The sequence below is a fragment of the Nonomuraea sp. NPDC049725 genome (genome assembly GCF_040674795.1).
GTDB lineage: Bacteria > Actinomycetota > Actinomycetes > Streptosporangiales > Streptosporangiaceae > Nonomuraea > Nonomuraea ceibae.
In genome coordinates this window covers 29,497-50,989 of record NZ_JBFANJ010000023.1, presented here as the reverse complement: position 1 = coordinate 50,989, position 21,493 = coordinate 29,497, and the positions used below count along the sequence as shown (strand labels likewise).

The 21,493-nt window shown below is 74.5% G+C and carries 18 protein-coding genes; 6 read left to right on the top strand and 12 right to left on the bottom strand.

Features of this window, described 5'->3' with window-relative positions; all coding sequences use genetic code 11:
• Positions 1 to 9: 9 nt before the first annotated feature.
• A complete protein-coding gene (locus tag AB0J53_RS39990; RefSeq protein WP_364182244.1) occupies positions 10 to 645 on the bottom strand; it encodes a helix-turn-helix domain-containing protein in 636 nt (211 codons plus the stop codon).
• Positions 646 to 689: 44 nt separating this feature from the next.
• On the opposite strand from AB0J53_RS39990, the gene AB0J53_RS39985 reads away from it, so the two are divergent.
• A complete protein-coding gene (locus AB0J53_RS39985) occupies positions 690 to 1,178 on the top strand; it encodes a pyridoxamine 5'-phosphate oxidase family protein (RefSeq protein WP_364182242.1) in 489 nt (162 codons plus the stop codon).
• Positions 1,179 to 1,180: 2 nt separating this feature from the next.
• Positions 1,181 to 1,894 carry an alpha/beta hydrolase gene (locus AB0J53_RS39980; protein WP_364182240.1) on the top strand — a complete coding sequence of 238 codons (714 nt, stop codon included), beginning with the start codon at positions 1,181 to 1,183 and terminating at the stop codon, positions 1,892 to 1,894.
• Here the strand turns inward: AB0J53_RS39980 and AB0J53_RS39975 are convergent.
• Positions 1,849 to 2,391, bottom strand: a complete 543-nt coding sequence (locus AB0J53_RS39975; protein WP_364182238.1) for a cysteine dioxygenase family protein — start codon at positions 2,389 to 2,391, stop codon at positions 1,849 to 1,851. The two genes, AB0J53_RS39980 and AB0J53_RS39975, sit on opposite strands and share 46 nt — an antisense overlap.
• Before the next feature lie 87 nt (positions 2,392 to 2,478).
• On the opposite strand from AB0J53_RS39975, the gene AB0J53_RS39970 reads away from it, so the two are divergent.
• From AB0J53_RS39970 to AB0J53_RS39960, 3 genes are all read left to right on the top strand, one after another.
• Positions 2,479 to 3,399 carry a LysR family transcriptional regulator gene (locus AB0J53_RS39970; protein WP_364182235.1) on the top strand — a complete coding sequence of 307 codons (921 nt, stop codon included), beginning with the start codon at positions 2,479 to 2,481 and terminating at the stop codon, positions 3,397 to 3,399.
• 22 nt (positions 3,400 to 3,421) lie between these two features.
• Entirely contained in the window at positions 3,422 to 4,048 is a 627-nt protein-coding gene (locus AB0J53_RS39965; protein ID WP_364182232.1) for a LysE family translocator, read from the top strand.
• 249 nt (positions 4,049 to 4,297) lie between these two features.
• Positions 4,298 to 9,256: a tetratricopeptide repeat protein gene (locus AB0J53_RS39960; protein ID WP_364182229.1), complete on the top strand. Its 4,959-nt coding sequence runs from the start codon at positions 4,298 to 4,300 to the stop codon at positions 9,254 to 9,256.
• On the opposite strand, the gene AB0J53_RS39955 is transcribed toward AB0J53_RS39960, so the two are convergent.
• From AB0J53_RS39955 to AB0J53_RS39935, 5 genes are read right to left on the bottom strand one after another with little or no spacing between them, the layout of a single operon-like run.
• A complete protein-coding gene (locus AB0J53_RS39955; RefSeq protein WP_364182226.1) occupies positions 9,257 to 10,837 on the bottom strand; it encodes an acyl-CoA synthetase in 1,581 nt (526 codons plus the stop codon).
• Complete coding sequence (locus AB0J53_RS39950; RefSeq protein ID WP_364182424.1) at positions 10,837 to 11,985, bottom strand: thiolase domain-containing protein; 1,149 nt, start codon at positions 11,983 to 11,985, stop codon at positions 10,837 to 10,839. Before AB0J53_RS39950 ends, AB0J53_RS39955 begins: the two co-directional genes overlap by 1 nt.
• Positions 11,985 to 13,004 (bottom strand): lipid-transfer protein, encoded by a 1,020-nt coding sequence (locus tag AB0J53_RS39945; RefSeq protein ID WP_364182224.1) that lies wholly within the window; start codon positions 13,002 to 13,004, stop codon positions 11,985 to 11,987. The genes AB0J53_RS39950 and AB0J53_RS39945 overlap by 1 nt, the downstream gene beginning before the upstream one ends.
• Positions 13,001 to 13,903: an OB-fold domain-containing protein gene (locus tag AB0J53_RS39940; protein ID WP_364182221.1), complete on the bottom strand. Its 903-nt coding sequence runs from the start codon at positions 13,901 to 13,903 to the stop codon at positions 13,001 to 13,003. The genes AB0J53_RS39945 and AB0J53_RS39940 overlap by 4 nt, the downstream gene beginning before the upstream one ends.
• Positions 13,893 to 15,437 carry an acyl-CoA synthetase gene (locus AB0J53_RS39935; protein WP_364182219.1) on the bottom strand — a complete coding sequence of 515 codons (1,545 nt, stop codon included), beginning with the start codon at positions 15,435 to 15,437 and terminating at the stop codon, positions 13,893 to 13,895. The genes AB0J53_RS39940 and AB0J53_RS39935 overlap by 11 nt, the downstream gene beginning before the upstream one ends.
• 108 nt (positions 15,438 to 15,545) lie before the next feature.
• Between AB0J53_RS39935 and AB0J53_RS39930 the strand changes: the two genes are divergently transcribed.
• Positions 15,546 to 16,355: a crotonase/enoyl-CoA hydratase family protein gene (locus AB0J53_RS39930; RefSeq protein WP_364182217.1), complete on the top strand. Its 810-nt coding sequence runs from the start codon at positions 15,546 to 15,548 to the stop codon at positions 16,353 to 16,355.
• An 8-nt stretch (positions 16,356 to 16,363) separates the two neighbouring features.
• On the opposite strand, the gene AB0J53_RS39925 is transcribed toward AB0J53_RS39930, so the two are convergent.
• From AB0J53_RS39925 to AB0J53_RS39905, 5 genes are all read right to left on the bottom strand, one after another.
• Positions 16,364 to 17,470, bottom strand: a complete 1,107-nt coding sequence (locus AB0J53_RS39925; protein ID WP_364182215.1) for a nitronate monooxygenase family protein — start codon at positions 17,468 to 17,470, stop codon at positions 16,364 to 16,366.
• 83 nt (positions 17,471 to 17,553) lie between these two features.
• Positions 17,554 to 18,327 carry an SDR family NAD(P)-dependent oxidoreductase gene (locus AB0J53_RS39920; protein ID WP_364182212.1) on the bottom strand — a complete coding sequence of 258 codons (774 nt, stop codon included), beginning with the start codon at positions 18,325 to 18,327 and terminating at the stop codon, positions 17,554 to 17,556.
• On the bottom strand, positions 18,324 to 19,631 hold the full coding sequence (locus AB0J53_RS39915; protein WP_364182209.1) for an FAD-binding oxidoreductase: 1,308 nt from the start codon (positions 19,629 to 19,631) through the stop codon (positions 18,324 to 18,326). The genes AB0J53_RS39920 and AB0J53_RS39915 overlap by 4 nt, the downstream gene beginning before the upstream one ends.
• Positions 19,628 to 20,515 carry a decaprenyl-phosphate phosphoribosyltransferase gene (locus AB0J53_RS39910; RefSeq protein WP_364182206.1) on the bottom strand — a complete coding sequence of 296 codons (888 nt, stop codon included), beginning with the start codon at positions 20,513 to 20,515 and terminating at the stop codon, positions 19,628 to 19,630. Before AB0J53_RS39910 ends, AB0J53_RS39915 begins: the two co-directional genes overlap by 4 nt.
• Positions 20,512 to 21,420, bottom strand: a complete 909-nt coding sequence (locus tag AB0J53_RS39905) for a DUF3068 domain-containing protein (RefSeq protein WP_219511290.1) — start codon at positions 21,418 to 21,420, stop codon at positions 20,512 to 20,514. The genes AB0J53_RS39910 and AB0J53_RS39905 overlap by 4 nt, the downstream gene beginning before the upstream one ends.
• Between the last annotated feature and the right edge of the window lie 73 nt (positions 21,421 to 21,493).

The following is a 21,493-nucleotide window of genomic DNA, read 5'->3' as shown; positions in this document are numbered from 1 at the left end:
CCGGCGGGGTCAGGAATTCGTCGCCGGGCGCGGGAAGAGCCGGACGAACCGCTCGGCGACCTGCTTGTCCCCCTCGACAGCCATCCTGTCGCAGGGCTCGCCCATGAACACGACGGCGCGCAGCGTGCCGGGGTCGGTGTCGAGGACGGCCTGGGCCGGGGCCTGCCCGTCGGCCGCCCGGGTCAGCGTGAGCCGACCGCCGTCCACCGCGGCCAGGAAGCGCTGCTCGCCGAGGCGCAGCTCGACGCTGCCGGTGAAGCCTTCGGCGGCCCGGGGGTCGAAGGTGGACTTCAGGGCGTACATGAGCGCGTCGGGGCTGAGCGGCCGGTCGGAGCGCAGCGGCGTGCGGCTGCCCCAGCGGGCCAGCGCGAGCACGACGGGCTCCAGGTCGCGGCCGAGGCCGGTCAGCTCGTAGACCTGGCTCGCGGCGGGCGGCGGCAGCTTGCGGCGGCGCACCACCTCCGACTCCTCCAGCTCGCGCAGACGCTGGGAGAGCACGTTCTGGCTCGCGCCGGGCAGGCCCGCGCGCAGGTCGGTGAAGCGCTTGGGGCCGAGCAGCAGCTCGCGGACGATCAGCAGCGCCCACCGCTCGCCGACGTGGTCGAGGGCGCGGGCGATGCCACAGGGGTCGTCGTACGTTCTCATCAGGCTCCTTGCCAACTCGCACCAGCTAGTCCTAGTTTAGGACTATGGAGACCGACCTGAACACACTGCCGCAGGGCGACCTCAGGCTGCTGGAGCACGAGGTGGCCCGCAGGCTGCTCGTCTCGACGGAGCTGGCCAGGGTCGCCTACGTCGCCGCCGACGGCACGCCCCGCGTCTACCCGACGATGTTCCACTGGAACGGCGAGGAGCTGGTCATGGCCACGTTCGCCGGCGCGGCCAAGATCACCGCGCTGCGCGCCAGGCCCGACGTCGCCATCACCATCGACGCCAACACGATGCCGCCCGACGTGCTGCTCATCCGGGGCCGGGCCGAGGTGACCGACTGGGAAGGCATCGTCCCGGAGTACGCCCTGGCCCACCACCGCTACGCCGGCCCGGAGCAGGGCGCCAGGAACGTGGCCGAGGCGGACCGGCCCGGCGTGCGCATGGCCCGCATCGCGGTCCGGCCCGCCTGGGTCGGGGTGCTGGACTTCCAGACCCGCCTGCCCGCGCCGATCGCCGGCCGGGAGTGAGCGTGACGACGTTCGCACTGATCCACGGCGGCGGCGGCAGCGCCTGGTACTGGCACCTGCTGGAGGACGAGCTGCGCCGGCGCGGCCACACCACGGTGGCCGTCGACCTGCCCATCGAGGACCCGGACGCCGGGCTCGGCGACTACGCGGACACCGTGGCCGACGCGGTCCGGCGGGCCGCTCCGAAGGCCGGCGGGGAGGGCACAGGGGAGCGCGCCGGGCGGCTGGTCGTGGTGGCGCACTCGTGGGGCGGCTTCGTCGGCCCGCTGGTGTGCGACCGGGTCAGGGCCGACCTGCTGGTGATGCTGGCCGCGATGGTGCCCGTGCCCGGGGAGGCGCCCGGCGACTGGTGGGCCAACACCGGCTTCGGCGACAAGGACATCGACGACGAGGTGGCGCTGTTCATGCACGACGTGCCGCCCGAGCTGGCCGCCGAGGCGTCGCGGCACAACCGGGCGCACGCGGACAAGGCGCTCGTCGAGCCGTGGCCGCTGGAGCGGTGGCCGGACGTGCCGACCCGCTTCCTGCTCTGCCGCGACGACCGCTGGTTCCCGGCGCCGTTCATGCGGGAGATGGCCCGCGCGCGGCTCGGGGTGACGGCCGACGAGATCGACGGCAGCCACAGCGTCACGCTGTCGCGGCCCGCCGCGCTGGCCGACCGGCTCGAAGCCTACGACCGGGAGGCCGCCGAGGACGCGCGGACCGGCAGGTCGTAGACGCGGCGGACGCTGCTGCCCAGCCTGCTCACGTCGGCCCCGTACACGTGGATCGACACCCCGACCTCGGCGCTGGTGTTGCGCACCTGGTGGATGTCGCCGGGCGGCGCGAAGCCGCTGACCTCGCCGGGCCGGTTGTCGGCGCGCCCGATCTCCAGCAGGTGGTCGCCCATGTCCCGGTAGAGGGTCTCGTGCTCGACGCCGCTGAGGACGCCGAACGCGCACCACGAGACGTGGTCGTGGATGACGGTGTCCTGGCCGGGCCGCCAGACGACCGCCACGACCGAGAACGCGTCCTGCGCGTGCAGCACGCGGGACACGTACCCGTCGGGTGAGCCGGCGCGCTCCTCCTCGGTGAGGATGTCCAGCGGGGGGAGCCCGTCGCGCAGCAGGCCAGCGACCGCGAACGCGGTCTCGCGGCGGCCGAGGCCGCGGTCGGTGATCGCGCGGATGCCCGGCACCAGCTCGCCGAGCCCGGGACGCAGGGTCGTCTTCATGGCTTGCCTCCTTTCCTCCACGGTCCTACGGCGACATCGATAGGTCCAACAGAAGTAATGAGGCTCATTCATAGGTACGGTTGATGGATGCTTGATGTCGTGCGGCTTCGCGTCCTGCTGGCGGTCGCCCGGAAGGGATCGCTCACGGCCGCGGCCAAGGAGCTGCACTACGCGCAGCCGTCCGTCAGCCATCACCTGGCCAGGCTGGAGGCGGAGACCGGGGCCAAGCTGATCCAGCGGGCCGGGCGCGGCATCCGGCTGACCGAGGCGGGGCGGCTGCTGGCCGAGCGCGCCGCCGACATCGTGAGCCGGCTCGACGCCGCCGAGGACGACCTGGCCGCGCACGTCGGGCTGCGGTCGGGGCGGGTGCGGCTGGCGGCGTTCCCGTCGGCGCTCGGCACGTTCGTCCCCGGGGCGGCCGGGCTGCTCGGGCGCGAGCACCCGGGGCTGCGGCTGCACCTGACCGAGACCGAGCCGCCCGAGGCGCTCAGGCTGCTGCGGGCCGGGCGGGTCGACGTCGCGGTCATCTTCCGCTACGACGACACCGCGCCGGAGGACAACGGCATCCAGATGGTCCACCTGCTCGACGACCCGAGCTACCTGGTCTCGCCCGGCCCGGACCGGACGCTGGAAGGGCATGCCGGATCGGCGTGGATCGCCGGGTGCGACCGGTGCCGCAGCCATCTGCTCGACCTGTGCGACAAGGCGGGATTCGCCCCGGACATCACGTTCACCAGCGACGACATCGTGGCCGTGCAGGCGCTGGTGGCCGCCGGGATGGGCGTCACCGTCCTGCCGGGGCTGGCGCTGCGCGCGCACCGCCACCCGGAGGTGTCGGCGACCCTGATCCCGGGCTCGACCAGGCACGTCTACGCCGCCGTCTACGGCGAGCCGCCGCACCCGCCGGCCACCGAGGCGCTGCTGGCGGCGCTGCGGTCGGAGCTGGGGGCGGCACCACGGTCGGCACTGCGGTCGGCGCTGGGGTCGGCGCTGCGGGAAACCCTTTGACGCGCCCTCCTACGATGGCCGCATGCCGGATCTGACGACACTCGCCCTCTTCTGCGCGGCCACGCTCGCGCTGCTGCTGGTCCCCGGGCCCGCGGTGCTCTTCATCGTCACGCGCAGCGTCGCCCAGGGCAGGTCCGCGGGGCTCGTCTCCGTCCTGGGCGTGCACGCCGGGTCCGTGGTGCACGTCGTCGCCGCCACGCTCGGGGTCAGCGCCCTGCTGGCGGCCTCGGCGACGGCCTTCACCGTCGTCAAGTACGCGGGCGTCGCCTACCTGGTCTGGCTCGGGCTGCGCAAGCTGGTGCGCCGGGGCGGCGGCGGGGAGGCCGTGGCGGTGCCGGAGCAGTCCAGGCGGCGGATGTTCTGGGAGGGGTTCGTGGTCAACGTGCTCAACCCGAAGACGGCCATCTTCTTCCTGGCGTTCCTGCCGCAGTTCACCGACCCGTCCGCCGGGCCGGTCGCGCCGCAGATGCTGGTGCTGGGGCTGATCTGGATGGTGCTCGGCATGGCCAGTGACGGCACGTACGCGCTGCTGTCGTCGGCCCTGGCCGGTTACGTGCGCGGCTCGGCCCGGGCGCGGCGGCGGCTCGACGTGGGCAGCGGGCTGGTCTACCTGGGGCTGGCGGCCTGGCTCACCGGCGAGAAGGCGTAACGGATGTAGCCGCCGGGTGACATGCCTCTTCCCGAATGATCGCCAGGCGGCGAAGAAGAGCGACAAGCCGGAAATTTCGTGTCTCTAGTGCCATAGTGAGCGGGTGGCGGGGGCTCCAGGCGTTTCTGCGCGGCACCCGCCATCGGCGAACCCCATGTCACCCCGCCACCGCCTTCGCAGCGGCCGGAAAGGGTGACACCCTCGTCATGGACGACACTTCGGACGGCATGTAGCGAAGAGGCGGGCCCCATGCACAGGCCACCGCACAGCCTCGGGCTCCAGCGGGTCGTCGAGGTCTACTCCGGTCACGACGACCTCGTCGGCGCGACCGGATCCGGGTACGTGATCGGCCCCGACCTCGTGCTGACCTCGGCGCGCGACCCCGAGTCCCCCTGCCAGGTGCGCTCCTCGCGCTGGCCCTGGTGGGCCGAGGCCGAGCAGGTGTGGCGCGGGCGCGGCAGCACCGACGCCGCCCTCCTCCGCGTCCCCGACGCGCCCTGGCGGAACGTGCCAGGCATCGACCACGTCCGCTGGGCCGCCATTCGGCAGGCCGGCCTGCCCTGCGTCGCGCACGGCTACGCCCTCGCCCACAGCCGCGACGACCACCCGCGCGCCCACCCCAACGGCGACCACCCCACCCACCCGAACGGCCGCCGCCCCATGATCACGGCAACCGGCCACCTCGACGGCATCCCCGGCTGGGGCCTGCCCACCGCCACCGTGACCGGCTGGACCGTGCCCCCCGCCGTGCCCCCCGCCGTGCCCCCCGCCGTGTCCTCCGCCGTGGCGCCCGGCGGCGCGGACGTGGCGCTGCCGGACTGGCTCGGGCTGTCGGGTGCCGCGCTCGTCGGCGCTCACGGCCGGCAGGTGCTCGGCGTCGTGCGCGCCGGCCGCTCCGGGCACGCCCACCGCCGGCTGGACGTCGTGCCCGTCGCCGCGCTGCTCGCCGACGCCGGGTTCCGCGAGCTGGCAGGCGTACGGCCCGAGCAGGTCGAGGAGCTGACCGGCGAGCCCGGCCTCCTCCTGCCCGACCTGCTGCTGCCCGCCCTCGACGAGCTGCCGCCCGGCTCCCCCGACTGGGCGCTGCTCGCCCCGCGCCACGCCGTCGTCCCGTTCCTCGGCCGTACCCACGAGCTGGCCACGCTGCGCAGCTGGGCCGCGAGCCCCGACCGCCTCTCGATCGCGGTCCTGACCGGCGCGGGCGGCACCGGCAAGACCCGCCTGGCCGCCGAGCTCTGCGACGAGCTCGGCTCCATCGGCTGGGACACCGGATTCCTCCGCCTCCCGCCCCTGTCCGGCCCGGCCGTCCCGCTGGACGCCCTGGGCCCGACGCTCCTGGTCGTCGACCTCCCGGAGCCATCGGCCGCCCTGCCCGGCGAGCTGATCCGGCGGCTGGCCGCCCACCCGCACAACCCTCGCGTACGCGTCCTCCTCGTGGCACGGGCCCACGCCGGGCCCGACTGGTGGCAGCGCTTCGACGCGGCGGCCGGCGGGCTGCTCAAGCACCTCACCCGCACCGCCATCCACCTCGACGCCCGGCCGCTCAGCCCGGTCGAGCGCACCGCCCACGCCACCGCCGCCACCCACGCCTTCACCCTGCACTCCGCCCAGGTGAGCGCCCCGCCCGCGCCCCGGCAGGACCAGCCCGCCCCTGGCCGGTTCTTCGTCGTGGGCGACGAGCGGCCCGCCCACCGGCACCCGCAGGCGCGGGAGGACGAGCCGGACCGGCCGCTCCAGGTGCACGTCGCCGCGCTGATGCGCGTACGGGGACTGGCCCCCGAGCCCGGCGGCGACCCGATCGCGCGGCTCCTCGAACACGAGCAGGCCAGGCACGGCGACCCCGCCTGGCGTCAGGCCGCGGCGGTCGTCACGCTGACCGCCCCGTCCCCCGGCGAGCGGCGGGCGCTGCTGTCCGTGGTGCCGGGCGCGGCGGGGTTCGACGACGACGGGCCCGCCTCGGCCGTCGTGGCCGAACGGCTGCTCGGCGGCGTCGACGGGCTCACCGACCTGGTGCTCGCCCTGCACGACCACCCGGCGCGCACAACCGGGCACCTGGCGCGGATGCTCGCGGTGCTCCGGGCGGCGTGCGGCGACGCGCGGGTCCGGGAGGCACTGCTGGCCCTGCTGTCCGGCGGGCTCGACCGGATGGCGGGCGAGGCGGCCACCGGTCCCGGGGAGCAGCTCGGCGACCTGCTGGACGCGGCCGTGCGGGCGTTACGCGACGAGCCCGCGCTGGCCCGGGCGGCGATGGCGGTGCCGCCGGGCCCGCCCGGACACCTCGGGCTCCGGGCGTTGGAGGCCACGCTGGCGGAGCTGCGCGCCGAGTCGCTTCGCTCCGGCGGCGACCCCGCCGAGCTGGCCGCCGCCCTGTCGGACCTGTCCGTCCGGCTCGCGGCCCTGGGCAGGCTCCCGGAGGCGACCGCCGCCGCGGCGGAGGCCGTCGAGACCTTCGCCACCACACCCCCGGACAGCCACCCGGTCGCCCAGGCCCTCTTCAACCACGCCGCCTGCCTCCTCCTGACCACCCCACCCGAGGAGACGCCGTCACGCGAGCCCGCACCACACGGACGAGCACGAGAGACGACCACCGGGCAGGCACGGGACGCGGCGGACGGGCCTGCGCCCGAGGCGGCGGGCACCCCCGCCCCCGCTGCCGCCGCCTGGGATGCGGCGGGCACACCGAACCCGGTGGATGTGGCGCGGGAGGCGGCGGGGCGGTTTCGGCGGCTGGCCGAGGTGGAGGCCGGGTATGCCGGGCAGGCCGCCGGGGCGCAGTACAACCTGGCGTGTGCGCTGCTCGGGGCGGGACGGCTCGGGGAGGCGGTGGCGGCGTTCGCGGCGGCGGGCGGGGACGTGGAGCTGGCCCGGGCCGTCGGGGACGTGCTGCTCGCAGGCACCGGTGCGGGCCGGGCCGGGGACATGACGGACGGACCGGCGCCACTGGGGCCCGGGATGGCGCTGGACGAGGGCAGGCTGAGGGAGCTGGGGACGGCGCTGGCGGTCGCCGCCACGCGGGCGCTGCCGGAGGCGGCGGACGAGGGTGTGTGGCGGGCGTTGCGGCGGGTGGCCGGGCGGCTGGGGAAGGCGGACGGGGCCCTGGTCCCGGCGGCCGAGGCGGTGGCGAGGCTGCGCGGGGCGGTCGCGCGGGGGCCGGGCCTGGGCGCGGAGCTGGCGTCGGCGGCCGGGGAGCTGGCCGGGCTGTACGCGGACCGGGGCCGCTACGGCGAGGCGGCCGTGAGCACGGCCGAGGCCGTGGCGTGCCTGCGGGCGCTGGTGGTGACGGAGCCGGACGGGCACCGGCCCGAGCTCGTACGGCGGCTGCTCGACCTGGGCGAGTGCCTGCTGGGTGACGGGCGGGCGGAGGAGGCGCTGGAGCCGTTGCGCGAGGCCGCGACCGGCGGCGGCCTGTCGGCGAGGGGGGCGCGGCTGCTCGGCATGTGCCTGCTGGAGCTGGGCCGGAACGTCGACGGCACGGCGTACCTGGAGCGGGCCGCGGAGCTGTACCGGGAGGAGGGCGAGCGGCGGGTGGACGTGCTCGCCGCCGTGGAGCGGGGCCGGGAGGCGGAGGCGGCGCCGCCTCCGCCGGCGCTGATCAACCTGGTGCCGAGCGTGCGCCCCGAGGAGGACGTGACCAAGGCCGAACGGGAGCTGGCCGACCACCGGCGGGGCGACGGCGACGTGCGCGAGCATGTCGCGGTGCAGGCCAGGCTCGCCTGGACGTGGGCGGCGACGGGCCGCCCGGCGGACGGCGTGGTGCTGGCGGAGCAGGCCGCCGAGCTGCTCGACCGGTACGTCCCTGCGGAGGCGCGTACGGGACTGGCCGGGGACGTGGCGGCGGCGCTGGGCCGGTCGCTGGTGGCGCTGGGCCGGGACGAGGAGGCGGTGCCGCACCTGACGGCGGCGGTGGCGGCGTGCGGGCCGGAGGTGCGGCTGGAGCTGGTGGAGCGCCTGGTGCTGGCGGCCACGGCGCTGTCCAGGACGCGCCGCGACGCGGAGGCGGAGGCCGCCGCGGACCGGCTGGTCGAGCTGCTGCGCGCCCAGGTGGAGCAGCCTTCGCGGGAGTCGAGGCAGTGGGGGGTGCCCGCCGGGGTAGGGGTGGCGGCGCTGGCCGGGGCGTTGCGGTTGCGCGGCGGGATCCGGCTGTCCAGGGGCGATCTGGAGGGGGCGCTGGAGGCGGCCGGTGCGGCGCTGGCGGTGCTGCCGCCGGTGGGCCGTGAGGTGCTGGCCGGTACGTGTCTGCAGCTCAGCGGCCTGTGCCGGAGCCTGCTCGGCGACGGTGAGCGGGCGGCGGTGGAGCTGGTGCGCGGGACGACGCTGCTGTCGGGGCTGTTCGACGAGCAGGTCCCGGTGGCTCCCGAGGTCGCGGCGACGCACCGGCTGGCGTTGCTGCGGCTGGGCGGGCGGTACGTGGACCAGGGCGAGCCGGCCGAGGCGGCGGCGTTCTACGGGCGGGCGCTGGAGGGTCCGGCGGGCGGCCTGGAGGTGCTGGGCGAGCTGGCCGGTTATCTCGGGGTGGCGTTCGAGGCCGCCTCGCGCGGCGGCCCCGGGGAGCGGGCGCGGCTGGCGGAGGCGATGGCCGAGCTGCTGCCGCCGTTGACGGACCATGCCGCCGCGCTGGAGCGTGACGTCCCGGTGCGGGCGGGCGCGGAGGCGTACGAGCTGCTGGGACGCTGCCTGGAGACGTACGCCGCGGTGGCGGAGATCGTCGGCGATCCGGAGACGGCGGCGGACGGGGCGGAGCTGGCGGTGCGGGTGCTGGAGTGCCTGGCCGCGTGCGATCCGGCCCGTTACGGGGCGGAGCTGGGCGCGGCGCTGGGACGGCTGGGCGGGCTGCTGCACGAGCTGGGCCGGCCGGATCTGACGGTGCTGGCGCGGGCGGCGGACGTGCCGGGCGGCGGCCGGGCGGCGGCGCTGTACGGGATCGCGCTGCTGGAGGCGGGCCGGACGGCGGAGGCGGTGACGCTGCTGGAGCGGGCGGCCGATCTGTGCGACGAGCCTGACGACCCGGCGACGTCGGCGCTGACGTACGCGTATCTGGCGGCGGGGCTGGTGGCGCTCGACCGGCCGAGGGCGGCGCTGGACGCGGCGGGCTGGTCGCTGGCGGAGCAGGAGCGGGTGCCCCCGGAGCAGGCGGACCGCGTGGCGCCGCTGCGTGCCATGGCCGCCGGGGTGCGCGAGACGGTGCTGCGCGCTACCGATGCCCAGTGATCACCCTCCGGTGAGCACCTGCTTGGCCCACCGGTAGTCGGCCTTGCCGGCCGGGGAGCGGATCATCTCGGCGACGAACGCCCACGCGCGCGGCACCTTGTAGCCGGCCAGCAGCCGCCGGCAGTGGGCGTCGAGCTCGGCCTCGGTGACGTGCAGGCCGGGCCGGGGCTCGATCACGGCGGCGACCCTGCTGCCCCACCGCTCGTCGGGCACGCCGGTGACGACGGCGTCGAAGACGGCGGGATGCCCCTTGAGCACGGCTTCCACCTCCTCGGGGAAGACCTTCTCGCCCCCGGTGTTGACGCACTGGGACCCGCGCCCGAACACGTTGACGGTGCCGTCGGGCTCGACGCTGGCCAGGTCGCCGGTCAGCAGCCAGCGGGTGCCCGCGGCGTCGGTGACGAAGGTGCGGGCGGTCTTGCCGGGGTCGTTGTAGTAGCCGAACGCGATCCGCCCGGCCTTGGCCACGGTGCCGAGCTCGCCGGAGCCGGGCGTGACGGGGCGCAGCTTGTCGTCGAGCACGGCCAGCCCGGCGGTGGCGTTCGGCCGGTAGCGCAGCCCGGTCTCGGGCGAGGAGCCGGCGACGCCGGAGGCGGTGTAGCCGGACTCGGTGGAGCCGAAGTTGTCGAGGATGATCACGTTGGGCAGCAGTTCCTGGAGCCGGTCGCGCACCGCCCCGCTGAGGATGGCGCCGGTGGAGCTGACGACGCACAGCGAGGACACGTCGTACGAGCCGGCCTCCAGGGCTTCGGCGAGCGGCCTGGCCATGGCGTCGCCGGTGATGTTGAGGGTGAAGACGCGCTCGCGTTCGACGGTCCGCCACACCTCGGCGGCGTGGAACTTGCGCACGTACACCATGGTGGAGCCCATCCACCAGGTGATGAACGTGGCCATCTGGGCGGCGCCGTGCATGAGGGGCGGCGCCGCCATCATGATCATCGGGGCGGTCCTGGTGGCCTCCTCCACCACCTCCCGGGGCGTGGCGCGCGGCTCGCCGTACGGGTTGCCGCCGCCGAAGGCCATGAACAGGTCCTCGACGTGCCACATGGCGCCCTTGGGCAGGCCGGTGGTGCCGCCGGTGTAGATGATGTACACGTCCTGCCCGGAGCGCGGCCCGAACCCGCGCTCGGGCCGGCCCGCGCGTAACGCCTCCTCGTACGGGACCGCGTGCGGGACGGCCGACGAGCCGCCGACGGCGATCAGGTGCTCCAGCCGGGGCGCGTCGCCGGCGACGGCGGCCACCCGGGCGTCGAACTCCACGTCGTAGAGCAGCGCCCGGATGTCGGAGTCGCGGTAGAGGTAGAGCAGCTCGGCCTCGACGTAGCGGTAGTTGACGTTGACGGGCACCGCCCGGATCTTGAGGGCGGCCAGCAGCCCGGCGACGTACTCGACGCCGTTGCACAGGTGGATGCCGACGTGCTCGCCGGGCCGGACGCCGAGGTCCTTCAGGTGGTGGGCGAGCCGGTTGGCCTCGGCGTCGAGTTCGGCGTAGGTGCGGCGTTCGGCGCCGCAGACCACGGCGACCCGGTCCCCGATCGCGTCCGCGAGCCCTTCGTACAGGTCAGCGTGGTTGAACTCCATCAGGGCTTCTCCCGTCCGACGATCCACATCGCGAAGAACTGGGCTCCTCCGCCGTAGGCGTGGCCGAGCGCCAGCCGGGCGCCGTCCACCTGGTGCTCCCCCGCCGCGCCGCGCACCTGGAGCGCCGCCTCGGCGAACCTGATCAGCCCGGACGCGCCGATCGGGTTGCTGGACAGGACGCCGCCCGAGGGGTTCCACGGGGTGTCGCCGTCGAGCGCGGTGGCGCCCGACTCGGTCAGCTTCCAGCCCTCGCCCTCGGCGGCGAATCCCAGGTTCTCCAGCCACATCGGCTCGTACCAGGAGAAGGGCACGTACACCTCGGCGACGTCGATCTGCCGCCGGGGGTCGGTGACGCCGGCCTGCCGGTAGACGTCGGCGGCGCAGTCCTTGCCCGCCTGCGGGCTGACGGTGTCGCGCCCGGCGCGGAAGATCGGCTCGGAGCGCATGGCGCCGCCGTGCACCCAGGCGGGGGTGCCGGTGGCGGCGCGTTCGGACGACAGCACGAGCGCGCAGGCGCCGTCGCTGGACGGGCAGGTCTCCAGGTAGCGGATCGGCTCCCACAGCATGGGGGTGGACTCGACCATCGCCCGGTCGATGCCGGGGATCTTCAGGTGCGCGTACGGGTTGCGCAGCGCGTTGAGCCGGTCCTTGACGGCCACGAGGGTGCCGATGTGGGCGGGGGCTCCGGTGCGGCGCAGGTACTCGCGGATGTGCGGGGCGAAGTAGCCGCCCGCGCCGACGACGAGGGAGGAGCTGAACGGCAGGTGCGTGGACAGCGCCCAGGTGGCGTTGGACTCGGACTGCTTCTCGTAGGCGACGACGAGCACCCGCTCGTGCACGCCGCCCTGGACGAGCCCGGCGCCGACGAGGGCGGTGGAGCCGCCGACGCTGCCGGCGGTGTGCACGCGCATCATCGGCTTGCCGGCGGCGCCGAGCGCGTCGGCCAGGTACGCCTCGGGCATCATGACGCCCTCGAACAGGTCGGGGGCCTTGCCGATGACGACCGCGTCGATGTCCTTGAACGTCAGCCCGGCGTCCTCCAGCGCGCGCAGCGCGGCCTCGCGCACCAGCCCGGCCATGGACACGTCCCGGCGCTTGGTCGTGTAGTGCGTCTGGCCGACGCCGATCACCGCGCAGCGCTGCGCCATCATGCCTCCAGGACGGTGACGAGGTTGTGCTGCAGGCAGGGTCCGCCGGCGGCGTGGCCGACGACGCGCCGGGCGGTGCCGTCGTGGACGCGGCGGGCGGCCTCGCCGATGCGGATCAGGCCGGTGGCCATGACGGGGTTGGCGGCGAGCGGGCCGCCCGACGGGTTGATCACCGTGTCGTCCGGCAGTTCCAGGGCGCGGCGCAGGATGGGCTCCTCGTGCGCGAACTGGGCGTGCAGCTCGGCCACCTCGACGGGCCCCTTGCCGACCCCGGCGGCCCGCGCGGCGTCGGCGGCGGACGCGGACCTGGCCAGGTCGCGCAGGCCGAGGTAGTGCGGCTCGATGCGGTGCGCGATGCCGGTCACGTACGCGGGCCGCTCGCACAGCTCGGCGGCCAGGTCGCCGGCGGCGAGCACGACCGCGGCCGCGCCGTCGGTCACGGGAGCCACGTCGCAGGCCAGCACCGGCCCCGCGACGGGGTCGGCGGCCAGCTCGTCGGGCAGGTCGAGCGCGTACGGGTTGCGCCGCCCGTCGGCCCGGCTGCGCCGGACGATCGCGTCCAGCTCGGCGCGCGGCACGCCCGCCGCCGACGCCTGCAGCGCCGCGTAGGACGCCTGGTCGAGCCCGAGCGGCGCCAGGTAGTACGGGTCGAGCTGCAGGGTCATGAGCGTGCGCGGATCACCGGGCGTGGACTTGCCGAAGCCGTACACCAGCGCGCTGTCCACGTCCCCGTGCTGGAGCCGCACCCACGCCTCGTACAGCGCCCAGGCGCCGTCCATCTCGACGTGGCTCTCGGAGATGGGCGGCCAGGCGCCGAGCGCGTCGAGGGCCGAGACGAACGAGAACGGCGCGCCCGCCAGGTAGTCGCAGCTCCCGGAGCAGGTGAAGCCGAACCGGCTGAGCCCGGTGGCCGCCTTGACCGCGTCGATCACGGGCAGGATCAGCTCCGGCTCGGCCAGCCCGGTGTCGTGGTCGGTGTGCTCGGTCTGGGCGAAGGCGACGATCGCCACCCTTCTCATGACAGCTCCACATCCGGCTCGCCGGTGGGGGCGAACCACCGCACGCTGGCCATCGACGGCGTCCGCTCGTCCTCGGGGACCCATACGGCGCGCACCCGCATGCCGTGGCGCACCTCGTGCGCGGGCACCCCGCCGACGAGCGCGATCATCGGCACGTCCGCGCCGTCGAGCAGGATGTACGCGGACACGAACGGCACCTCGGGGGCGCGCGGGTCGGGCAGGTTGTTGATCGCGAAGGTGGTGACGGTGCCGGTGCCGGGCAGCTCGGTCCGCTCGGCGATCCGCAGGCCGCACTCCGGGCACGACAGCCGGTACGGGACGTACACCTTGCCGCAGCCGCCGCATCGCCCGCCGACGAACACGCCGCGCCCGATGCCCTCCAGGAAGACGCCGAGCGCCCCGCCCGCCCTGAGCGTGTACGCGCTCCGCACCGGTGAGACGATCTTCGTCACCTCCGGGGCGAAGCAGGAGAGGTCGGTGATGTGGCCGGTGCGTTCGCCGCGCCACACCGGCCACACCCGGGTCCCGGCGGTGACGGCCTTGGGGTTGCCCGCGTCCACGGCGTGCACGAGCGCCGTGTCGGCCCCGTCCAGTTTGATCAGCGCCCAGGCGAACGGCCGGTCCAGCGGGTGGCCGTCCAGCGGCTCGGACACCCAGGCGCAGGCGGTGACGGTCCCGGCGGGCCCGACCTCGACGTACTCGCCGGTGACCGGTTCGCCGGTCGCGGGGTCGTACTCCAGCGGCGGCACCAGCACCCGGCCCTCGGCGGTGCGCACGCCGACGAGCCGCCCGGCGCGCAGCTCGGTCAGGAACCGGCCGATCACCGGCCCGGTGGTGCGCGTGTAGCCGCCGGGGAACTCCAGCACGTGCTCGGCCGTCAGCGGCTCGTCAGATGGCACGCTCGTGTCCCTCCCAGTAGGGCGCCCGGAGCTTGCGTTTGAGCAGCTTGCCGTTGGGCTCGCGGGGCATCTCGGCGATGAAGTCGACGGTCCTGGGCCACTTCATCCGCGACAGCCGGCCCTCCAGCGAGGCCAGGATCTCCCGGGCCAGCTCGGGTCCGGGTTCGGCGCCGGGGGCGGGCTCGACGACGGCTTTGATCTGCTCGCCCCACTCCTCGTCCGGGATGCCGAAGACGGCCACGTCGGCGACCTTGGGGTGGACGACGATCTCGTTCTCGATCTCGGCGGGGTAGATGTTGGTCCCACCCGAGATGATCATGTCGGCCTTGCGGTCGCACAGGAACAGGAAGCCGTCCTCGTCCAGGTAGCCGATGTCGCCGACGGTGAAGTAGTCCTTGAGCCGGTTCGCCTCGGTCTTGGCCGGGTCGCCCTTGTACTCGAAGGAGGCGCCCATCATCTTCATGTAGATGGTGCCGGGGGCGCCGGTGGGCACCGGGTCGCCGGCGTCGTCGACGACGAGCAGTTCGCTGATCGGCCAGGCCCGGCCGACGGTGCCGGGGTGCGCCTTCCAGTCGGCGGGGGTGGCCAGGGTGCCGCCGCCCTCGGTGGCCGCGTAGTACTCGTAGACGCAGTCGCCCCACCAGTCCAGCATCGCCCGCTTGACCGGCACCGGGCAGGGCGCGGCGGCGTGGATCATCCACTTCAGCGACGACAGGTCGTAGCGGTCCCGGGTCTCCGCGGGCAGCGACAGCAGGCGTTTGAAGTGCGTGGGGACCATGTGCGAGTTCGTCACCCGATGGCGCTCGCAGAGCCTCAGCATCTCCTCGGCGTCCCACCGGTCCATGTGAACGAGGGTGTGGCCCATGTGCAGGGCGGTGCCGCCGAACTGGGTGACGGCCGTGTGATAGCCGGGCGAGGTGACCAGGTGGGCGTTGGGGCGGCCGGGCGTGATGCCGAACAGGCCGGGCAGGAACGTCATCAGCTCGGCCGCGTCGTCGGGGTCGAGGCCGCTGAGCGGGCGGCGCACGCCCTTGGGCCGGCCGGTGGTGCCGGAGGTGTAGTGCATGGTGGCGCCGGCCGTCCGGTCGGCGGGCAGGGTGTCCGGCCTGCCGTCGGTCAGGTCGCTCAGCGAGCGGAAGCCGGGGAGCTCCGGGACGCCGAAGCGCCTGCCGGGGTCGACGGCCTCGGCGGCGCGGACGGCCTCGGCCGCGTAGCGCGGGTGCGCGAAGAACGCGCGGGCCTCGCTGTCGGCCAGGATGTAGGCGATCTCCGGGCCGGTCAGGTGCCAGTTGATCGGCGTGTAGTACCAGCCCGCCTGTAACGCGGCCAGGTAGAGCACCAGGCCGTCGGCCCCGTTGGGCACCAGCCCGCAGAAGCCGTCGCCGGGTCGCAGCCCGAGCTCGCGCAGGCCGTGCACCAGCCGGTTCGCCCTGGCCAGCAGGTCACCGGCGCGATGTTCCGTGCCGTCGGGGTCCACGGCGGCGACCCAGCCGGGGTCCGCCTGCGCCAGTCTCCAGAAACCGAGCGTGCCCATCGGAACTCCTCACCCGGGCGCAGACAAACGAGAACCTGTTCTCGTTTCTTTCCGGGAGCGTAACCCGCCGCTAATGTGGGAGCAAGCGCTTGATTTCAGGAGGTGTCCGTGGAATCGCTGCCGATCAGCACCCCCCACTGCCGCGTCGAACGGGACGGCCACGTGGTCGTCGTCACCATGGACCGCCCCGAGGCCCGCAACGCGCTGTCGTCGGACATGCTGATCGGCCTGGCGAGCGCGTGGGCGTACGTGTCGGCCGAGCCGTCCGTCCGCGTCGCCGTCCTGACCGGCGCGCAGGGCACGTTCTGCGCGGGCGCCGACCTCAAGGCCATGGGCCGGCCGCCGCAGGACCCCGAGGTCCAGGCGCGCGGCGCGAAGATCGCCGACTACCACTGGAAGGGCCTGCTGCGCGCCGACCCGCCCACCAAGCCGATCATCAGCGCCGTCGAGGGCCACGCCGTGGCCGGGGGCACCGAGCTGCTGGTCGGCACCGACCTGCGCGTCGTCGCCGAGTCGGCCACGCTCGGCCTGTTCGAGGCCAGGCGCGCGCTGTTCCCGATGGGCGGCAGCGCGATCCGGCTGCCCCGGCAGATCCCGTACTGTCACGCCATGGACCTCCTGCTGACCGGGCGGGCCGTCACCGCCGCCGAGGCCCTGTCGATGGGGCTGGTCAACCGCGTCGTCCCCGACGGGCAGGCGCTGCCCGAGGCGCTGAAGCTGGCCGCCGACGTCGCCGCCAGCGGCCCGCTGGCCGTCCAGGCCATCCTGCGCGCCTACCGCGACACGCTCGGCCTGCCGGAGCCCGAGGCGCTCAAGGTCTCCGACGAGCTCGGCTGGCCGGTCATCGGCTCCGAGGACGCCAAGGAGGGCACGCTCGCCTTCCGCGAGAAGCGCCCGCCCGTCTACCGGGGCCGCTGACGCGCCGCTCAGTCGCGGGTGATGCGCTCCAGCCGCTCCAGGGCGTCGGCGTACTCCTCGACGAGGGAGAAGACGACGTCCTTGGTGGCGCGGACCTGGTTGGTGATGCCGATGATCTGGCCCGCCGGGAACGTGGCCAGCTCCGCGGCGTCGGAGCGGCCGATGCGCCGCAGCGCGTCCGACACCAGCATGAACTGCAGCGGCATCGGCAGCGTGCCCGGCGACCCGTCCGACTCCCAGGCGTCGGTCCACTCGTTCCTGAGCAGGCGGGCGGGCTTGCCCGTCCAGCTCCGGGAGCGGACCGTGTCGCGGGAGGTGGCCTCCAGGATGCGCCGCTTGGCCATCTCCGGCGTGTCGGCCTCCTCGACCGTGAGCCAGAGCGAGCCGGTCCACACGCCTTCCGCGCCGAGCGCCAGCCCGGCGGCCATCTGGCGGCCGTTGCCGATCCCGCCCGCCGCCAGCACCGGCGCGTCGACCGCGTCGACCACCTGCGGGATGAGGACCATGGTGGAGATCTCGCCGGTGTGGCCGCCGGCCTCGGTGCCCTGCGCGACGACCACGTCCACGCCGACCTCGACCTGCTTGAGCGCGTGGCGGGGCGTGGAGGCCAGGGCGGCGACCTTGACGCCGTGCGCGTGGGCCAGCTCGACGATGTCGGCGGGCGGCGGGCCGAGCGCGTTGGCCAGCAGCGCGATCGGGTGCCGCAGCGCGACCTCGACCTGCGGGCGGGCGGTGGCGTCTGTCCAGCCGAGCAGCACCCGGCCGGCGTCGGCGTCCTCGCCGAGCGGCGGCACGCCGTGGGCGGCCAGCAGGCCGTCGACGAACTCCCGGTGCCCCTGCGGGATCATCCCCTGGAGGCGGCCGACGAGCTCCTCGGGCGCGAAGTCGGCGCCCTCGTAGGAGGCGGGCATGACCACGTCGACGCCGTACGGCTTGCCGTCCACGTGGTCGTCGATCCACTTGAGCTCCTGTTCGAGCTCTTCCGGGGTGAAGTAGAGCGCGCCGAGCACGCCCATCCCTCCGGCGCGGCTGACGGCCGCCACCACGTCCCGGCAGTGGCTGAAAGCGAAGATCGGGAGGTCGATTCCGAACATGTCCGTGACCCGGGTCCGCATGGCTCGACGATAAGCCGCGACCCCGTCAACTGCAACGTGTTCTACTCCGCGGTTCGGCTACGCCGGGTTCTGTGGAACGGGTTCTAACGCGGCATCCGGCGCCAGAGCGCGCGGGGCAGCAGCCGCATCAGGCCGAACGCCGGCCCGAGCGCCGGAGGCACCCACACGCTCGCCCGGCCCTCACGCAGCGCCCGCACCGTGGCCAGCGCCACCTGCCGGGGCGTCGACGACAGCGGCGCCGGCGTCAGCCCCTCGGTCATCCGCCCGATCACGAACCCCGGCCGCACGATCAGCACCCGGGCCCCGGTGCCGTGCAGCGCGTCGCCGAGCCCCTGCGCGAACCCGTCGAGCCCGGCCTTGGCCGACCCGTACACGAAGTTGGCCCGGCGCACCCGCGCGCCCGCCACCGACGACAGCACCACGAGCGTGCCGTGGCCCTGGCGGCGCAGCACCCGGGCCGCGTGCAGGCCCGCCGACACGTGCGCGCCGTAGTTGACGGCCACGTCGGTCATGGCCGCCGCCGGGTCGGTGTCGTAGGCGTCCTGGCTGCCCAGCACGCCGAACGCGGAGATCACCACGTCGAGGTCGCCGACCAGCTCCACGGCCTTGTCGAAGACCTCGCCGTGGGAGGCCGCGTCGAGCGCGTCGAACGGCAGCACGTGCACCTCGGGCGGCGCCGCCCCGGCGGGCCGCTCGACGTTCGGCGTCACGGCGGGCGGCGGGCCGCCGGGCTCGCGCATCGCCAGCACGATCCGGCTCGCGCCCAGCCCCACCAGCAGCCGGACGATCTCCAGCCCGATCTCGCTGCGTCCGCCGAGCAGCAGCACGGTGTCGACCGCGCCCAGAGCGTTCTTCACAGGCCGAGCCTCCTGGCCAGGTCGGAGCGGAACAGCCCGGCGGGGTCGGCCTCGTCCCTGATCCGCCGCCACCGGTCCAGCCCGGGATACATGCGGGCCATCATGTCAGCTCGCAGCCGCGAGTCCTTGGCCAGGTAGACGCGCCCGCCCGCCTCGGCGACCCGCTCGTCGAAGCCGCGCAGCAGCCGGCCCAGCCCGCGCTGCCCGGCCGGGATGTCGAGGGCCAGCGTCCAGCCCGGCATCGGGAACGACAGCAGCCCGCTGGACCCGGCCCCGAACCGCTTGAGCACGGTCAGGAACGACACGGTCCCGGTCGACGACAACCGCCCGACGATCTCCCGCAGCGTCTTCTCGGCTCCGAACGGCACCACGAACTGGTATTGGACGAAGCCCCGCGGGCCGTAGACGCGGTTCCAGCCCTCGACGGCGTCGAGCGGGTGGAAGAACGGCGCGATCCCCTGCACGACGCTCGCCCGCCGGGGCGCCCTGTGGTACCACGCCTCGTTGAAGGCCCGCACGCTCACGCCGTTGAGCAGCCCGCCGGGGGCCCGGCGCGGGGCGCGCAGCAGGGTGCGGGGCGCGAAGTCGCGGGCGCCCCGCTCGGCGTGGTCGCCGCTGGTCAGCACGCCGCGCCCCATCCGGCGCCCGCGCGCCAGCAGGTCGATCCAGGCGACCGTGTAGCGGTGGCGGTCGTCGTCGTCGGCCATGGCGGCCAGTGTCTCGTCCAGGTCGCCGGTGCGCCGCACGTCCACCCGCATGAGGGAGCTCGCCACGGGCACGCAGCCGAACGTGGCCTCGCACACCACGCCGGTCAGCCCCATGCCGCCCACGGTGGCGTGGAACAGCGGCTCGTCGGGGGTGAGCGTGCGCACCGCGCCGTCGGCCGTGACCAGGGTGAGCGAGCGCAGGTGGGCGCCGAAGGAGGAGTCGCGGTGGTGGTTCTTGCCGTGCACGTCGGCCGCGACGGCGCCGCCGACGGTGACGTGGCGGGTGCCGGGGCTGACGGGCACGAACCAGCCGCGCGGCACCAGGGCCGTCATCAGCTCGTGCAGGCTCACCCCGGCCGAGGCGGTCACCAGCCCGGTCTCCTCGTCGAAGCTCCAGCCGCCCAGCCCGGTGCAGTCGAGGACCAGGCCGCCGGAGTTCTGGGCGGCGTCGCCGTACGCCCTGCCGAGGCCGCGGGCCACGAGGCCGCGGCCGGGGGCGGCGGCGACCAGCGCGGCCACCTCGGCGGTGTCGCGCGGCCTGACCACGGTCGCCGGGGAGGGCGACGTGCGGCCCCACCCGGTCAGGAACGTCGTCATGTGTAGATTCCCAGCCCCGCCAGCGCGATCAGCAGCGCGGCGAAGATCCTGATCTGCGGGTCGCGCACGGCAAGCTCCTCGGGCTCTTCTCCGATCCCCCGGTCCACCAGGAGATTGTGCCGCAGGACGAGCAGCACGAAGGGCACGATGCTGAGCCCGTAGAACAGGTTCGCGTGCGCGTTGAGCGCCCACAGGCAGTAGGTGACGATCATCGCGCCCGAGCACATGACGCGGACCTGGGACAGGTAGGCGGGCGTGTAGGCGGCCAGCGTGGCGCGGGTGCCGCTCACGCCCTGGGCGCGCAGCTCGGTCTCCCGCTTGCCCGCGACGAGCTGCAGCGCGGCCAGCGACACCACGACGAGGAACCAGCCGGTCACCGGCACGTCCACGGCGACGGCCCCGGCGTAGGCGCGGACCACGTGGCAGCCGGCGACCGCGATCAGGTCCACGACCTCGACGTGCTTGAGCCACAGCGTGTACGCGAGCGTCAGGGCCAGGTAGCCGGCCACGACGGCGGCCGGACGCCAGTCGCCGGTGAGCGCGGCGACACCGGGGGCGAGCACCATGAGCGCCACGCCGGTCCAGCGCGCCATCGGCACCGGCACCACGCCGGAGGCGACCGCCCGCTTGCTCTTGCGCGGGTGCAGCCGGTCCGCGGCCACGTCGGCGGCGTCGTTGAGCAGGTAGGACCCGCTGGCGGCCAGGCAGAACGCGGCGAACACGAGCATCGCCGCCAGCAGGCTGCGCGGCTCGCCGATCACGCCGGCGGCCATGGGCGCGGCCAGCACCAGCACGTTCTTCAGCCACTGGCGCGGCCGGGCCGCCCTGATCAGCCCGAGGACGGGCGCGGCGACCGGCCGCGCCGCCACCCCGTCCTGGCTCATGCGCGCTTGCGGCTCACCGCGAAGATCCCCACGGCCAGCAGCACGACGCCGACGATCGCCAGCACGAGCGGGATCGTGGTCCTGATCAGCGTGATCTGGCTCTTGCTGTCGGCGGCGCTGTCGACGAGCTTCTTGACCGTCTCGTCCGTCATCTTGGCGTGGGCGACGAACGCCTTGGACCGCTCGACGCCGTCCTGGCTGCGCAGCACCTCGTTGCGCTGCTGCTCCTGCTTGACGGGCGCGCCGGTGACCGGCTCGATCCAGTAGGTGTTGACGCCGGAGTAGACGCGGTCGAGCTGGACGTCACCCGACTCGCCCATGCCGAACCAGGCGGCGGGGGCGGTCCTGGTCTCCGTCTTGGTCTCCGGGACCGTCTGCTCGAACTTGTACACGGTCAGGCCGTTGACCTGCTCCTCGGCGACGAACTTGGCCTCGAACGCCTTGCCGGCCGTGGAGTTGAAGACCTGGTAGCTCTTCTTCTCCACGTCGAAGGGGAACTTGTAGATCTGGCCCTGGAGCTGGACGGGCTCCTTGTCGATGCTGACGCCGCAGCAGTTGAGGCCGACGCCGGAGCGCTTGTCGAAGGCGCTGCGCCGCTCGGTGTAGTCGATCGGCTTGCTGTGGGTGACGTCGTTGACGTAGGTGAACTCGTCCCAGACGACCGTGTCGCCCTCGGCTCCCTTGACGTCGCCCCGGGTGGTGACGGTGATGTCGAGGTCGGCGGTCAGCACCTTGCCGTCGGCGGCGCTGAAGTACTGTGCGCCCGTGGCCCGGAGGTTGCTGATCCCGTACTGGTCGGCCTTGGCGGCGATCAGCGCCGAGGCCACCTGGAAGTGCGTCAGGGGGGACAGCACGACGAGAAAGGCACCGATGGCGATCAGAACGCTTCCAACGACCCGGTTCATGGAACCTCCATGGGACAGGTGCACGGATGCCGGTTTTGGGCGATTACGTACTGAAAACGAGTTCTACTTGCCG